Origin of the sequence: Vampirovibrio sp., assembly GCF_041737375.1 — a bacterium.
GTDB lineage: Bacteria > Cyanobacteriota > Vampirovibrionia > Vampirovibrionales > Vampirovibrionaceae > Vampirovibrio.
The window spans coordinates 26746-42246 of record NZ_JBGSRV010000009.1 but is presented as its reverse complement, the minus strand read 5'-3'; the positions used below and the strand labels follow the sequence as shown (position 1 = coordinate 42246).

Sequence of the window (15501 nt, the reverse complement as noted above, 5' to 3'; positions counted from 1 at the left end):
GCTGGCTGGCGTTTTAATGTTAGGGCAACTGTCTAATGATCATCACAGGTATTACGCCATTGGTAAGGCCCACGCCCTCACCTGTTTTTCAGAAAGACAAGCCCTTATTTCAAGGGCATCAAGCAGAAAACAAGGATACAACACTGTCCAAGGCGCAGGCACAAGCCTTAAGCGCATGGCTGCTGCAGCAGGATCAAACCGAAACGGCCTTGCTGAATCATGACCTGCCACGCGGCAGCGCTAAACTGCCGGGAATGATTCAATCGGCAGGGCAAAAAGTATCTGAAATGACGGTAGCGGTTGATTTTTTGCCGCATACCCTGCATTCAGCCGCTAGTAGCGTTGCAAGCTGGACTCGTGGCAAATGGTCCCCATCCTCCCTTGCGGAAAACCAAACGGAAGCCCTAAGCAAGCACCGAGAGGCTGAAGCCGCCCGTTTGGTGGCAGCGGTTCATCAGCAACTTCCCTTAAACCATTTATACGACCTTGAAGAAGGGGTAGACCCCCTGGAAACAAAGCGCCTGCTGATTCAGGCCTTGCGAGATGAGCCAAAGCTGTTCAGCGTGGTTCACAATGCGTTAAGTCATCCAGTGGCGGCGGCTGTAAAGTGGCCTATAATGGCCAAACCGCCCCTTAAAGCAACCATCCTTCAAATATTGAACTGGCAGCAGGAACGAGAAAGCAGCACACCGGCCCCCGCCCCACCGTCGGAAGTGGAGATGCGATCGCAGAGTGCTACCCATCTGGCGGGTTCCTCAACGGTGCCGGAAAAAGCCTCAAGCCTGTCAACGGAAGATGAAATTCAGCCCAATCCCGAACCAGCCCAAACCGAGCAGCCCCAAACTGAAACCACACCGTCTGCATTGTCCGTTCCTCCCCCTCAAACAGGCCCGGAGTTGGCCCGCAAGTTACAAGCCGCTGCCGCTTTATCCGCCAGAGGCGGCAAACAAATGGCATCCTCCCTTCGGCAGTTTGAACGCTTCCAGCAAAAACCGTTAACCGAAACGGAGCTGAGCACCCGGTATTTGCAGAAAAATCAATATCCCCCGCTTAAAAATCCGTATGAGTTGATGGTGCTGGATCCTGAAACATCGACCATTCAGGTCAGTAACCGACTGCCTGAGCCAGCGGCCACCAATACCGCACCAAAGCCCTGGTGGCGAGGTTTGGTTCCTGATCCTAAAAAAGTGATTTTAAAACATGATTTGCCCATCAAAATTACCTCTAAAGATCCCAATGCCCCCTTATTAATTGCCGCCTTAATCAAAAATCAGCCTTTGCCACCCATCCAGCCCAACACAACCGTTGCATTGCGCTTACGCGATGAGAAAAAATTTAAAGAAGACGTGTTTCGGCCCATTTTAAATACGTTCCGCATTAGCGAAGAGATTGAAATTAAAGATCCCAATCACCCCGGCCAATTTAAAAAGGTACAGCTTAAGGAAGCCTGTTTATGGCCTTTTTTAGAAGCGGTGCTTCTAAAAGGGGAAGAGGGACTTGGTCCTAACTGCAAGGTGAAAGGTTCTCAAAAAGCCTGCTTTGACCTGCTGGCGGATGCCGATATTTATCAGTTTACGTCTTCCGATCCGGCGCTGGCCAAGCTGCTGAACGAACGGCTGAACCACCGGGAAGATCCAAAACTGAGATCCTTGAAAGCCAAACTGGCGGCCATTCAACTGGCGGGGCTTCAGTATGCGGAACAGGTGGATGTTCTGGATACGGTCACCACTTTTTCCAAGGGTTTTGCGGCAGGAATTGCCGGTGAACAGATTGCCAGTCGCATTGGCGGGGAAGCCACACCGGGTGAAAGCGTGTGGAAAACACCGGGCTTGTGGATTCGACTGGCCTTTTTAAGCATGGTGGATGCGGTTGATAACTGGTACGGCGAGCATGGAGTGCTGGAAGCCGACTTAAAAGGAATGGGGCTGAGCAATAGCACGGAGCATGTGTTTGGTGACCAGCCACCGGCCAATCCGGTTGAAGCCCGTCATTATTTATCCGCGCGGCATGCCACCCACTTGCCGGGCTGGTTAGAGTCTTTGCGGCGGCGGGTGCTGCTCATGGGTTCCGGGGACGCCGACGGCAAAGCCTCGCAAGCAGTGGCCTCCACCTATCGCTCCATTGCCTTGGGAGGCATGGGCGGGGTGGCCATGTCTCTGTATGCCGCTAAAACATTTACCGAGCAACAACCGGGCTTAGCCAACCAGATGCTGTCCACCTCGGTGGGAACCCTGGGCGCTTTTTCCATTCCCATTAACTTTGGGTTGACCTTGCCCAGGGTGATGAGCTCTTTTAACGAACATCTGGAAGAAGGGCGACTGCTACTACCCAAGCATATTAAGCCCACCGATCAAAAAGCGGTACGAGCCTATGTAAAGGAAATGGCCCTTCAGGAAATGATGGCCCGAACCGGATTGCAGGCTTCCTTAAAATCGTATACCGTGATTCCGGCGCTTGGTTTGGTTTGGCCCGCCCAATTGTTTATTCCAAGAGACGTGTTGCAGTCCATGTTGGCCCCCTTTATGCCGGTTGCTGAAAACCTGACCCGAATGGGGTTGATGCTGCATCGGGTGGAAGGCTCTTTTTCTAAAAGCCTGGCGGATACTGAAGGCATGGTGCTAAGCGCTTACCTGAATGATGAGCCTCATATGGATCGCTACCAGCATCAGATTCGGGGCGCTTTTAACGGCGCATGGTCGCGGCTGGCAGCCCAGGGCATGAACGTACTGACCTATCCCTTACAATTATCCATGACCCACCGTAAACAGATCGACTTCCACGATGGGCCCGAGCCTGCCAAAGCTTGAGGGAAAACCCTTCAGTGAAGCATGCCAAAAACGATGCTGAATCACGCTTAAAATGGAAACAAATAGGCATAGGGCAAGAAAAGTAAAAGGCCGATTACCCATATTAAAAAGAAAAAGGTCATACCCGTTGGCAGGTCCTGTAGCTTTCCGTTGAAGCTCATGGGCAAGGCAATAAACATAAGCCACGAACCCTTATAAAGCAACTGAAGCAACAATACGGGGCTATAAACCAGCGGTTTAAACCAACCCAGAACCGAAAGTAGTGCGATGCCCAACCACAAGCAGCCCACAATACGCTGAGACCAATTTGGGGCAATCGTGCCCTGAAAGACCCTATCACTGGAAAAACGAGGGAAAAACAGGGCCGTAACACCTACAAACCCAGCAACCACTATGTTTAAAACATAAATGACCTTAAGTATCAGCATGGCATGACACCTTAACTTCATTCCTGCTTGTAACAGGCAGACTTCCTAAAACGTAAAAAACTCCTTTGCAGGAGCTTTTGGATAGTTTTAATTTGTGAAAGTAAACCGCTTACTTTTGGCGCTTTTCACTTTACTTTTTTAAAACTTAGATTTAAATGGTGGGCCTGGAGTGACTTGAACACTCGACCTCACCCTTATCAGGGGTGCGCTCTAGCCAACTGAGCTACAGGCCCATAGTGGGTTTTGGCTATTTCAAACTGAGTGGAAAATGAGAGTCTTGAACCTTATAACCAGCGCTTTCAGAAAATTTTCATCAACACGGGCTAACTGAGCCAGAGCCTCATACAAAACAAACCGATTGCTTGTTTCGATGGAATTAAGATAACAGTCACAAAATGGGATGTCAACAAACTCATCGCTTTTTCAGTCAGCAAACCTGCCAAGCCCACCCGCTTCAGCCAATGGCCTTAACAAAGGGTAGATCGAGGCATCGGTCCCTGAAAAAACAATTAATCAGGGCGATTCCATAGCCCTTTCTTTCAAAAGCCCGAACCCGGTTGTACGATGATCACAGAATGACCCCTTGTATAATAGAAACCAATCGCTGTGTTCACCCGTGAAAGGAAAGACGCCCATTGGAATCCACCCGGCCAGAAGGCCCATACCCTCCGCATCAGGAAGAAACTCCGGTCATCCCGGAAATGGAAGCTGGCAATCCTCAAGCTTCCTTCATTCGGCGTTGTCCGCTCACCGTTGGGTTTGTGCTGCTGGTTAGCCTGATTTATGGGCTGAGCAGTTATGGCAATGGGTTTCAGTACCCCGCTAAATTATGGGTGTTGCTGGGCGGATTTTACCCACCCTTTGTGCAAAACGGAGAGTGGTGGCGCTATATCACCGCCAGCCTGCTACATGGAACGCCTGCCCACTGGTTTAACAACATTGCGGGGCTACTCATTTTTGGCAATTTGCTGGAGCCGGTGATTGGCTCCTGGCCCCTGTTGGGGATTTACCTGATTTCATCCTTTGGCGGGCTTTGGCTATCAAGCCTCATGCTTCCCAATGGCATGACCTATGGGGCCTCAACCATTGATTACGGACTGATTGGGGCCTACATTACCCTGATGCTGCTGATTCGCTTGCAACTGGACAAGCAGGCTTTTTTTAAAGAGCTGCGAGGCAGCATTGTACTGACCCTGATGTTCGTGTTGTGGAACAGCATGGAAAGCGCCACCGTCAATTTATGGGGCCACGTGGGAGGACTCGTGGGCGGCATCCTGTGTATGCTGGCACTTTGGAGCCTCAGAAACAAAAAAGCAGCGCTACCATAACGCCAACCCGGTTTCTACATCAGGACAGCGATTGAGGGTTTCGGCAGGCGTCTCCCCAGCCAGTTCAAACAACACAAATTCGGCGGCAAACACCGAAACCGTACCCGGCCAAAGATGCCCGCCCCAGGTTTGATAGCTGGTATCAGACAAAACAATATGCAAGTGCGCAAACGGTTGCCCGTCCTTCAGCGAAATATTACCCGTACAGCTCACAATCTCGTAATCCCCATTCAGGGGATGGTGGCGATACACTTTTTCTTGCTGGTGGTAATAACTGATGGTTCCCCGATCCAGCGCCCCGATGACATTGACCCAACCCGCCTGAATGCCCTTGTCCCGGCAAAAGCGCTCCAGCGACTGAATAATGTCCGCTCCCTTCTCCAGTCGACCCATATGCACGTTTTGGGCCTTAAAGGCCATCGACAGCTTGACCACAACAAATCCTCCATACCAACCCTGTTATTATCCCATTATTTCAAGCTCGGCAAAACCGTGCTGTAATCGGCGCTAAACTTGCCCCAAGGGTCCCAGCCTGTTATTGTATTGCCCGTACTACTAATCATTCTGTTCCCCATCAGCATCGCAATTTTTCAGGGCGCCTGGTTTTCATTTCGGCATCTTCAATTGTAGCGATCTGGCTTACAGGCTGATGTTTTGCGCTGATTCAGGCAGCAAGGAGTCTAACCGTGTCCCCTACCAACAGCGAATCTCCCATCATCGTCCAGAAATTTGGCGGCAGCTCCGTGGCAGATGCCGATAAAATCAAGAATGTCGCTCGTATTATTGTGGACACCTACGAGAAAGGCTTTCGCACCGTGGCGGTTATCTCTGCCATGGGTGACTCCACCGATGATTTGGTAGAACTGGCCGGAAAGCTTTGTGAAAATCCCGGCGGACGTGAGTACGACGCCCTGCTGGCCACTGGTGAAATGGTTTCGGTGGCTGCCGTGGCAATGGCCATTCAAACCATGGGCTACCCGGCCATGAGTATGAACGGCGGACAGGCAGGCATTTACACCGAAGATTTGCATAACCGGGCCAGAATTCTGGAAATCAAGACCAACAATATCATTCAGCACCTGAATCAAGGCTATATCATTCTGGTCACAGGGTTTCAGGGCGTTAACAGCAAAGGTGATATCACCACCCTGGGGCGTGGAGGGTCTGACACCTCCGCCGTTGCGCTGGCGGGTGCCTTAAGCGCCGAACGTTGTGATATTTATACCGACGTGCGGGGTGTTTATTCAACCGATCCCCGAGTGGTTCCCGAGGCCATTAAAATTGAGCAGATTTCCTACATTGAAATGATGGAACTGGCACGGGTCGGCGCTCAGGTACTACACCCCCGAGCCGTGGAACTGGCTCGTCAGGGGAACATCAGGCTTTGCAAACGCAGTACATTCTATTTAGAGGACCCTGGAACAATGATGATTGGTGAAGTGAATTCTGATCGCGGAAACGCCGTTACCGGCATTGCCTGCGATAATAGCCAAAGCCGCTTTGCGGTGGTGGGATGCCCCGATCAGCCTGGGGTAGCCGCCGAGATATTTGGAAGTCTGGCCAGTGAAAATATCAGTGTGGATATGATCATCCAGTCTCTGGGCAAGCGGGAAGGCACCAACGACATTGCTTTTACCATCAACAGCACCGATGCCCATGATGCCTTGCGGGTTTTGAATACGGTAAAAGAGAAAATAGGCGCTGAAAGCATTAAGAGCGACATTGAAATCGCCAAGGTCAGCATTGTGGGCGCTGGCATGATTGATCGCCCCGGCATTGCCGCCGAGATGTTTGAAGCCCTATCCGACAGCGGAATTAACATTAAAATGATCTCCACCTCTGAAATCAAAATCAGCTGTCTGGTTGATAAAAATCAGGGTCATGACGCGGTCAGGGCAATCCACCAAAAGTTTTTCCCCCACGCCCACTCCCCGGAAGATGTCATGGTGAACGAAAAAGTGGGTTATTAATGGGGTATTCGTGGATTTCTGGAACCACAAGCTCGTAAGGTGCTAACAATGGTAAGCATTTCAAACACCATCCCTTTCAATCGAGAACGCTCGTTTTACGAAGAAGCGCCCTCATCCAAAAAACGCAAACTGGATTCCAGGTCTGTCTCAACCTACTTGGAAAACCCCAAAGTAGGACAGGCACTGATGTTGCAGGATGACTTGGTGATGGATGCCTTTCAAAAAGTTTTGGCCGCGCCTGCTGAGGAAAAAACTTCTGCGCTGCGCTGGCTCAACCAAATGCTGAAAGGTGTACCGGACTATTTTTCGAGATTTCAGAAAACCACCCAGGGCCAAGCGCCTCAAGTCAGAAGAAACCCGCAAGGCTTTCCTCTGGTGAACCAGTTGTTGGCCGAAAATCCAGCCCATTCTCTTGCGCTACGAAATTTTTTAAGAGCCAACCATGTATTGCTAGCCTCGGAAGATGAAAGTCAATACGCATTTAGCCAGCTGCTTGGCCTCACGCCAAAAACAGCCCAGAGTGATCTGGAACAGATCAAAGCGGCATTAAGAACACCGGGCTTAAATATTAATGCCGTTTTTAATGATTCATTAGAGCACTCCCCTTTGCATCTGTTCGTGATCTTGAAAAAAATGGAACTGTTAAAAGAAACCCTGCAAGCACCTGGCATCAACCCCAATACTTTCCGGGAAAACAATACTCCGGTGCAATATGCGGCAATCATCAACAATGCTCCAGCCATCAAGCTGCTAGCCAGACATCCCAAAACAGATATAAACCTCAAAGCAAAATGTTGCGATGGGACAGCCTTGCACCATGCGGTTCAAAACTATTCTTTTGAAGCTGTGGACGCCCTGATTACCGAAAAGGCCCTCCTGGAGGAAACCGATCATAAAGGATGGACCCCCCTTCATTACGCCGCCAAAGGCGATGATCATAATATCCTGAAAAAGCTGCTTGAAAATGGCGCTTTTGTCAACGCCAAAAATGAAAGTGGCCACACCCCAACACATTTGGCCCTTGAGAGCCTGAATACCCGTAATTTAAAAACATTAATTGAAGCCAAAGCGGCGCTCAATCAGAAAGATTTGAAGGGGAAAGCACCGCTGCATTACGCCATTCTGCTGCAAAAGCCGGAAATGGTTCATGAACTGCTGGTTGGTGGGGCCAATCCCGACCAGAAAAGTGCCAATTACGGTTTTTCACCGTTAATGCTTGCTATCAGATTACAAGATTTTGAAACCGTCAATACCCTCATCAATCTGGGCGCTAACTGTAATAGCGTTGATAAAACAGGAAGTACAGCGCTTCATTACGCCGTGACCTGGGGAGGTTTGAATTTGGTGAATCAATTGCTGGCCAATCACGCTTCTGCCAACGTCCACAATGATCGAGGCAAAACAGCGCTTCATATCGCCATTCAAAAAAACCAACCCGCCATAATTCGTCGTTTACTGCAAGTGCGGGGAACCATTAACGCTGTGGACAATCAGCAAAATACGGTTTTACACTTTGCCGCGGTTCAAACCAACCCCGAAATTTTAAAAATGCTACTACAAGAAGGCATAAAAAATAGCCTACTGAATGGTGCCAGTTTTTGCGGAAATACGCCACTGCACTATGCCGCCTTGATGGGTAGCCCTGAAATCGTTGAAGTGCTCCTGAATCAGCCCGGCATAGAGCTTAGTCGTCGTAATCAATGGAATGAAACGCCGCTGGATTTGGCCCTGAAAAACACGAACCCTCCGCAAGTTGCCCAACTGCTAAAAATGGCGCTTATCCGGTAAGTCTTTTTAAAGTTTTGGGATCATAAAACAGCTTTTTTTCAAATAAATCAGATCGATACAAGCTCTCGGCGGTTACCGTGTTAATCGGCCCACTCAAAGGGGCTTCGGTTTGCAAAATAGTAGGATGCTGCTTGGCCAATGGGCGGATTACGGAACACACTTTTACTTCACCTGGCGCAAAGGTGTTTCCAATTTCAGCCAATACGGCCTCAGGCTTGTAATTATCCATTCGGGCGGCCACCACGTTCATCAACACCCACTTGTTACAATTCAGGCTTTTTTGACCATCAAAGCGAGTGATCAGGTTATAGGCGTTCGTAAACTGAAGCTGCTTATAAGCGCCGCTCTCAATGGCTTTACGCAGTTTTTTACGCACGTTGGCATCCGGCAATAACAACATGGCATCTTCATCATAATTGGGCTGAGAATAATAAAAATCCAGCGGTTTATGTCGCCAAATCTCGCACCTGGGGGCCTGATCGCAAAAGTCGTTCAAGAGGTTGTAAACTTCCCATTCTTTGCTCTTGCGGTTGTACATTAAAATGCCGCTATGCTCCATCCAGGTGCGATCCTGGGTTTTGGAAATATGGCTCCCCCCTCGGGCAATAATGGCAACGCCAGCGTTGGCCGCTTTCATCTCACTCAATGTCCAGTCCGCCAGTTTTTGAGCCATTTCCAGCTTTCTGGAATCCTTTTTGTCGAGCATCTCAAACGGGGGATCCATCCCGGCTTTGCGAGGAGCCGGACAGACTCTGGCCCACTCTCGGGGGTAAAGGGAAGGAAAAAACAACAAATAATGCTCTGCCTTACGCGTATTGGAAGGCGGCAAAGTGGCGCTGGCCTGAGTGGTCAATTGAAGTTGAGAGGCCCTCGTCCGTGACCTTGGCACAAATTGATCCAGAACCGCTGGTTTAAAAACCGGCGACAAACGTTGTGGTCTTGCAGGAAAAAGTGGCAAGTCAATTTTCTCTTTTAAAAAAGCCCTATGGTTCTGATTCACATAGGAAGAACCAGTGGGCAAAACAAATGGACCCACGTATTTACGTCTCCTAAATATAACCCCTTATGAAAAACCCCTCTTGAAACTCAGAATTGCAATTATGGTACCTCAAATAAAACAGGATTCAATAGCAGATTATTTAAACAAAACGGAGCGGTAAACATCCGCTCCGTTTCAAGATTTAAAGGGCCTTAACTACTTGGCACTAACCAACTTCAAGCGGGTTAACGCTCGTGTCAATGCCTTCTGGGCAACTGCATTAGTATGCTTGTCATCCAGTTTTCGCAATTCAGCTTCGGCCCGTTCTTTGGCCTGCTTGGCCCGAATGGCGTCAATTTCACCGGTCAGCTCAGCGGCATCGGAAAGCACGGTCACGCTTTTGCCATCCGTGCTTAACATGCCACCCATCACCGCTAAAGGGTACTTTTGACCATTGATGCTGTAGCTCATGACCCCAATATCCAAAGGGGTGACCAATGGAATATGCCGAGGCTTGATGCCAATCATCCCATCCAGGGTTTTACCATAGAAGGCATCCACTTCTGCTTCAACCACCACCCGTTCGGGGGTTACGATTTTAAGTAACATGAATCAGCTCCTTAAGCCTAAGCTCTTAATTTGGCGGCTTTTTCGCGGGCTTCTTCAATGCTGCCCACCATGTAAAAGGCTTGCTCAGGCAAATCATCGTGCTGACCTTCCAGCAACTCCCTGAAACCACGAATGGTATCTTCCAGCTTGACGTATTTACCAGGGCTGCCGGTAAATACTTCCGCTACAAAGAAGGGCTGGCTGAGGAAACGCTGAATTTTACGGGCACGAGATACGGCCAGCTTGTCATCATCCGACAGCTCATCCATACCCAAAATGGCGATAATATCCTGCAATTCCTTGTAGCGCTGCAAGTTGGCCTGAACGCCACGAGCCACTTTGTAATGCTCCTCGCCCACCACCAAGGGGTCTAAGGCCCGGCTGGTAGAAGACAAGGGGTCAACCGCAGGGTAAATACCCAGCTCGGCAATTTGACGAGACAGTACGGTGGTGGCATCCAAGTGACCAAATACGGTGGCTGGAGCCGGATCGGTCAAATCATCCGCAGGCACATAAACGGCCTGAATGGAAGTAATAGAACCATCCTTGGTGGATGTAATCCGCTCTTGCAGCTCGCCCATTTCAGTGGCCAGGGTAGGCTGGTAGCCAACCGCACTGGGCATCCGGCCCAACAGGGCGGATACTTCAGAACCGGCCTGGGTGAAGCGGAAAATGTTATCTACAAACAGCAATACATCCTGTTTGGCCACGTCCCGGAAGTACTCGGCAACGGTCAAAGCGGACAAAGCCACCCGCAAACGGGCGCCCGGAGGCTCGTTCATTTGCCCGTAAACCAGGGCCACTTTGCTCAGTACGCCCGCTTCCTTGAACTCGTGATACAAATCGTTCCCTTCACGGGTACGCTCGCCCACGCCGCCAAATACGGAAACACCGCCGTGCTGCTGGGCGATGTTGTTAATCAATTCCTGAATAATAACGGTTTTGCCAACACCGGCACCACCAAACAAGCCAACCTTGCCGCCTTTGGAGTAGGGGGCCAGCAAGTCGACAACCTTAATGCCGGTTTCAAAAATTTCCACATCGGTGGAGCGCTGGGTCAGGGTTGGGGCCTGACGGTGAATCGGCCAATGCACTTCGGCGTTGACTGGACCCGCTTCATCCACGGGCTCGCCCAAAACGTTCAAAATACGACCCAGTGTTTTATCGCCCACCGGAACCATAATAGGAGCGCCGGTGTTAATAACTTTCATGCCCCGAACCAAGCCTTCGCTACTGTCCATGGCCACGGAACGAACCCGGTTATCGCCCAGCAATTGCTGCACTTCGGTAACCAGCATCACCGGGTTTCCGTTGGGGTCTTTGTCTTCAATTCTTAAGGCGTTGTAAATTTCGGGTAGCTCACCAGCGGGAAACTCAACGTCCACCACGGGTCCAATTACTTGAGTGATGACGCCTGTCGAGGTTTTCTCGGTCGTCTTATCAATCACCTGGGCCATGAATATCTCCTGTCAAACGCTTGGGGATGGGTAAAAACTGTTCTAAAATCTGATTAAGACGCCCCATACAGAACGTCTTGTCCGCTCTTTTTTGATGAACCTGAAACGGGGTTGCAGAGGAGGACATCAAGCCAATCTTGCCATAAAAAACCGCTTCGTCAACCAGAAAGGCTTGGGCTATAATAGACCCATCGAGTTAGAGCCTCAGCTTGAGGCAGGAACCGGGGGAAGCACGCATGAATTCAACCATTCAACACGCCCGCACGCTGGGCATTTTTAAAAGCAGCGCCGCCATTGCCAAAATGGTGCCTTGTTTGCTGGCAGTTTCACTGCTTTCCCAGCCGGTTCTGGCTCAAATGACAGCGCCCCCACCCACCGCTCAGCCATCCCAGCCGGTCATGGCCCCTTCCTCCACCTCGGCCCTTAAAATCCAGACGGGAAGTCAGAAAGTGCCTGCCGGAACCATGCTCACCATTGGGTTTAACACCGATATGGATTCTCGAACCACCAATACAGGCGATGCTTTCAATGCGTACCTCACCCAGGATTTCACAGTGAAGGGTGAAAACGCGACTCGCCGGGTGGTGCTTCCGGCAGGAACCACGGTTCGGGGCCGAGTTCAGGAAGTGAAACGGCCCACATTTTTCAGCCGGGGAGGCGCCATTTATCTTTCGTTTGATCACGTGGTGGTTCCCTCCGGTGAATTACTGCCTTTAACCCTGAATTTATCCACCGAAAACACGCTGGTGAATGATCAGGGCGCTCTTTACGCCGATCCTGGCATTGGCAAGAAGGTGCAAAAAGGAGTGGACGCAGGTAAGCAGACCTTTGGCAACATTACCGATCAAGGATTTTCCGCTGGTAAACAAATTGCGGGCGGACTGGGAAGCCTGATTACAGTCCCTGCCGCGGTTGTGGGCGGGGCATTGGCAGGCACCGCCGTAACCACAGGAAAGGCCGCAGTGGCCGTGGTGGGAAAAGGAGACAGTGTCATCATCAAGCCCGGCGACACGGTAACCATTGATTTTGGGGGTTCCTTTAATCTGCCCGCCGAATAAGCCTTTTCTTCTGGTTTTGGTTTAAATATAAACCCCCAAAAGATTGACCTGATGCTCTATAACACCATTCCATAAAGCTGTGTTAATAATATAGCTATGAGGTTGGGCTAAGCGTGAGTCCAAATCCAGCTTCAATTGGTATATTTTGTAGGAGTTCTGAAATATGAATAACATTATGAAAACAGGGCTAATTAGCCTGGTGATGGTAGGTACCCTGGTAAGCGCAATGCCCGCTTCCATCGCTGCAAACACCGATCCCCCACGCAGCGGGAAAATCTCCGGCCGCTCCGTTGTTGCAGGCGTACTTTCCTTCCTCGTTTGGCCCGGTATTGGCCAGGCGGTTAACAGCAACAAAGGCCCCAAAGTTGCCACCCATGCCGTCATCGGCCTTTTCCCTCCTTTCCGCTTCTGGTCCGGTTGGGATGGTTTAGTGAACCGTCAAGGTGGTTACTGGAACGGCAAAATCTAGTTTCTATTTTTCGATTACAACAACCCGTTCGGTTCACTGGACGGGTTGTTGTTTTTTTGATTGTATAGATTTCAATCGAGCCGCACAGATGCGTTGTTCTTTTAAAATCAATCGCAGCCATCCATCGGGAAGGGGGAATCTATGCAACTTCGAACCGGGCCTATCATCCTGCTCAGCAAAGTAGGCCAGCAACTCTGTACAATCGCCCAGCATAAGGCGCCACAACCAGTGGAATGGCAGTCCACCCTCACCATGATTCCCAAACGAGCCCCAAGCGACTTGCCTAAAAAAATAAAGCCCGTGTTCAAAACCCGTGAAGATTCGTGGGCCGACTTACGCCCCACTTCCAGTTCGCTATCCCAGTATGGCAGAGACCAGCATCAGCAACTCTTGCGCTTTTTCGACTGCTTTAAATTCTCAAGTCCTGAAAATGCAAGAAAAACCGGTGGCTAAACGCAATCAAGCGCCGCCCGCAAAGGCTTCCTTTAGCTTGCCTACAATAGAAACATTCTGACTGGCTCGGCTTTTGCGGCTGCGATCCTGCTGCAATTCGCCCAGTTTTTGCAGCAGCTTTTTCTCTTCGCCACTCAACTGGGTAGGAATTTCAACCTGAACTTCCACATAATGATCGCCTCGCTTGCTGTTGTTGTTCAAGTGAGGAACCCCTGAGCCTTTCAAGGTGAAAATATGACCATTCTGGGTCCCTGAAGGAATTTTAATACGCTCGGTACCATCCAGCGTGTTTACTTCCACTTCGCCGCCCAAAGCCATTACGGAATAGGGGATCTCCTGTAAGGAGTAAATATGGTAGCCATCCCGCTTAAATTCGGTGTGAGGTTTAATTTGCAAAACCACGTACAAGTCACCGGGAGGGCCACCCTTAATACCCGCATCTCCTTCTCCGGCCACGCGCAAGCGGGTACCCTGATCCACACCCGGCGGAATGACGATAGAGCGCTTGGTTTCAACCGACGTGCGCCCCTGCCCCTGACAGTCCCGGCAAGGGTTCACAATCAGGGAACCCGTTCCCTGACAGTTCGGACAGGTTACAATTTGGGTAAAGTGACCAATAATGGTTTGGGTGGTTTGACGAACCTGACCTTGCCCACCGCAAGTGGAACAAACCGTAGGGCCGGAACCCGCAGAGGCTCCGCTGCCTTCGCAAGAATCGCAATTTTCCAGGTGGTGAAATGTGATTTCTTTTTTGGTGCCAAAAATGGCATCGTTGAACTCTAGCTGCAAGTCCATTCTCAGGTCGTTGCCTTGCTGAGGCCCACCCCGACGGCGCTGCCCCCCATAGCCAGCCGCCCCGCCAAAGAAGGAAGCGAAAATATCGCCCAAATCCGGGAAGCCTTCCGCAAAATCCCATTGCGGTTGATAACCGCCACTTTTCAGGCCGTCATGACCATAGTTGTCATAAACCTGCTTTTTATTGGGGTCAGAAAGTACATCGTAAGCCTCGCCCAATTCCTTGAACTGCGATTCGGCATCCGGGCTTTTGTTGGTATCCGGGTGGCACTCTTTGGCCTTTTTCCGAAAAGCCTTCTTGATTTCTTCCGTAGAAGCGCCTTTGGAAATACCGAGAACCTCGTAATAATCTCGCCGGGTTGTACTCATTTGCATACTTTCTCAATGATTAATATCAGGGGGAGGGCTGAATTAGAATAGACCTGAAGGGACAATCGATAATCCCATTAAAAATTCAGGACGGCTATAGAGGGGGAATCCTAAGGCCATTATACAGGAGCCAGCCAAGGGCTATTTGACAAAAGGATTCCGGGGCTTCTCTTCTGCCTCTGCTCCCAAGGCGGTGGGTGCCTCTTGGGCGGTGTCTGCCTGAGGCGCGCCAGTGGACACAACCACCATGGCAGGACGAATCACTTTATCATGCAACTGATACCCACTTTGAGCCTCGTGCATCACTGTATCCTCGGAAAATTCCGCGCTGGCCATCTGGTTGACCGCTTCATGCAGCAAGGGGTCAAACTGTTGACCCACGGCCTTGATTTTGGTGACGCCCATATTATCCAACCCATCCATTAATTGCTGGCGCATCATGCTAAAGCTTTTATACAGCAGCTTGGGGTCAGAACTTTCGCTTAAGCTGCCAGTGGCCCGCTCCAGATTGTCCAGCACGGGTAATAGCTCCATAATGCTTTTTTGGGCGCCATATTTCACCAAAGATTCCTGCTCATCACGGGTGCGCTTGCGGTAGTTATCAAAATCAGCCGCCAGCCGGGTGAACTGGTCTTGTAACAGTTGATACTTTCCTTGCCACTCGGACTGTTCAGCTTCTGGCTCACTGTTTTCACCGAAACCGGCAACCGCTTGCGGCTGGCTCATGGTGTCGATGTCGGAAGACTCCATTTCTTGAGATTCACGCTCTTGAGATTCACGAGGGGCGGATTTGTTAAACATAAATGGGCTTCCTTCTAAACGGATATAAAATAAATGCATGTACGCATTCTATGCCTTTTAAATATAAGGCTTTACCGATTTACCCAAATTCGAGAGTTCTCTGCGAATGCTTAGGGTTCAGCCCATCACGCTTGAGGCAAACAGATGAGTGGTCATTCAAACGGCAAGGTTAAGCGTACATTTTGGGGTT

General features: G+C 50.3%; 14 protein-coding genes and 1 tRNA gene. 7 read left to right on the top strand and 8 right to left on the bottom strand.

Going from position 1 to position 15501, the window contains the following annotated elements; translation table 11 throughout:
* Positions 1-35: 35 nt before the first annotated feature.
* Positions 36-2807: a hypothetical protein gene (locus tag ACEW81_RS04825; RefSeq protein ID WP_373531837.1), complete on the top strand. Its 2772-nt coding sequence runs from the start codon at positions 36-38 to the stop codon at positions 2805-2807.
* 47 nt (positions 2808-2854) lie between these two features.
* Here the strand turns inward: ACEW81_RS04825 and ACEW81_RS04820 are convergent, their stop codons facing one another.
* Positions 2855-3235: a hypothetical protein gene (locus tag ACEW81_RS04820; RefSeq protein WP_373531836.1), complete on the bottom strand. Its 381-nt coding sequence runs from the start codon at positions 3233-3235 to the stop codon at positions 2855-2857.
* A 156-nt stretch (positions 3236-3391) separates the two neighbouring features.
* A tRNA-Ile gene (locus tag ACEW81_RS04815) sits at positions 3392-3468 on the bottom strand.
* Between the two features lie 402 nt (positions 3469-3870).
* Between ACEW81_RS04815 and ACEW81_RS04810 the strand changes: the two genes are divergently transcribed.
* The gene (locus ACEW81_RS04810; protein WP_373531835.1) at positions 3871-4563 is read left to right on the top strand and encodes a rhomboid family intramembrane serine protease; all 693 of its coding nucleotides are present in this window, start codon (positions 3871-3873) and stop codon (positions 4561-4563) included.
* On the opposite strand, the gene ACEW81_RS04805 is transcribed toward ACEW81_RS04810, so the two are convergent.
* The gene (locus ACEW81_RS04805; protein WP_373531834.1) at positions 4555-4998 is read right to left on the bottom strand and encodes a PPC domain-containing DNA-binding protein; all 444 of its coding nucleotides are present in this window, start codon (positions 4996-4998) and stop codon (positions 4555-4557) included. The genes ACEW81_RS04810 and ACEW81_RS04805 overlap by 9 nt on opposite strands.
* 251 nt (positions 4999-5249) lie before the next feature.
* Here ACEW81_RS04805 and ACEW81_RS04800 point away from each other — a divergent pair, with 251 nt between their 5' ends.
* On the top strand, positions 5250-6533 hold the full coding sequence (locus ACEW81_RS04800) for an aspartate kinase (RefSeq protein ID WP_373531833.1): 1284 nt from the start codon (positions 5250-5252) through the stop codon (positions 6531-6533).
* Between the two features lie 48 nt (positions 6534-6581).
* Entirely contained in the window at positions 6582-8321 is a 1740-nt protein-coding gene (locus ACEW81_RS04795) for an ankyrin repeat domain-containing protein (RefSeq protein ID WP_373531832.1), read from the top strand.
* Here the strand turns inward: ACEW81_RS04795 and ACEW81_RS04790 are convergent.
* The 3 genes from ACEW81_RS04790 to atpD form a co-directional block, all read right to left on the bottom strand.
* Positions 8311-9279 carry a DUF2145 domain-containing protein gene (locus tag ACEW81_RS04790; RefSeq protein WP_373531831.1) on the bottom strand — a complete coding sequence of 323 codons (969 nt, stop codon included), beginning with the start codon at positions 9277-9279 and terminating at the stop codon, positions 8311-8313. The two genes, ACEW81_RS04795 and ACEW81_RS04790, sit on opposite strands and share 11 nt — an antisense overlap.
* Before the next feature lie 237 nt (positions 9280-9516).
* On the bottom strand, positions 9517-9909 hold the full coding sequence (atpC, locus tag ACEW81_RS04785; protein ID WP_373531830.1) for an ATP synthase F1 subunit epsilon: 393 nt from the start codon (positions 9907-9909) through the stop codon (positions 9517-9519).
* Positions 9910-9926: 17 nt separating this feature from the next.
* Positions 9927-11354 carry a F0F1 ATP synthase subunit beta gene (gene atpD, locus ACEW81_RS04780; protein ID WP_373531853.1) on the bottom strand — a complete coding sequence of 476 codons (1428 nt, stop codon included), beginning with the start codon at positions 11352-11354 and terminating at the stop codon, positions 9927-9929.
* 248 nt (positions 11355-11602) lie between these two features.
* Between atpD and ACEW81_RS04775 the strand changes: the two genes are divergently transcribed.
* The 3 genes from ACEW81_RS04775 to ACEW81_RS04765 all read left to right on the top strand — a co-directional run bounded on the left by ACEW81_RS04775 (position 11603) and on the right by ACEW81_RS04765 (position 13346).
* Positions 11603-12424, top strand: a complete 822-nt coding sequence (locus tag ACEW81_RS04775; protein WP_373531829.1) for a hypothetical protein — start codon at positions 11603-11605, stop codon at positions 12422-12424.
* A gap of 163 nt (positions 12425-12587) precedes the next feature.
* Entirely contained in the window at positions 12588-12893 is a 306-nt protein-coding gene (locus ACEW81_RS04770; RefSeq protein WP_373531828.1) for a hypothetical protein, read from the top strand.
* Positions 12894-13034: 141 nt separating this feature from the next.
* Complete coding sequence (locus ACEW81_RS04765; protein WP_373531827.1) at positions 13035-13346, top strand: hypothetical protein; 312 nt, start codon at positions 13035-13037, stop codon at positions 13344-13346.
* A 6-nt stretch (positions 13347-13352) separates the two neighbouring features.
* On the opposite strand, the gene dnaJ is transcribed toward ACEW81_RS04765, so the two are convergent.
* Together dnaJ and grpE are read right to left on the bottom strand one after the other, a co-directional pair.
* A complete protein-coding gene (gene dnaJ / locus ACEW81_RS04760) occupies positions 13353-14510 on the bottom strand; it encodes a molecular chaperone DnaJ (protein WP_373531826.1) in 1158 nt (385 codons plus the stop codon).
* Positions 14511-14651: 141 nt separating this feature from the next.
* Positions 14652-15311 carry a nucleotide exchange factor GrpE gene (gene grpE, locus ACEW81_RS04755; protein ID WP_373531825.1) on the bottom strand — a complete coding sequence of 220 codons (660 nt, stop codon included), beginning with the start codon at positions 15309-15311 and terminating at the stop codon, positions 14652-14654.
* Positions 15312-15501: the final 190 nt, after the last annotated feature.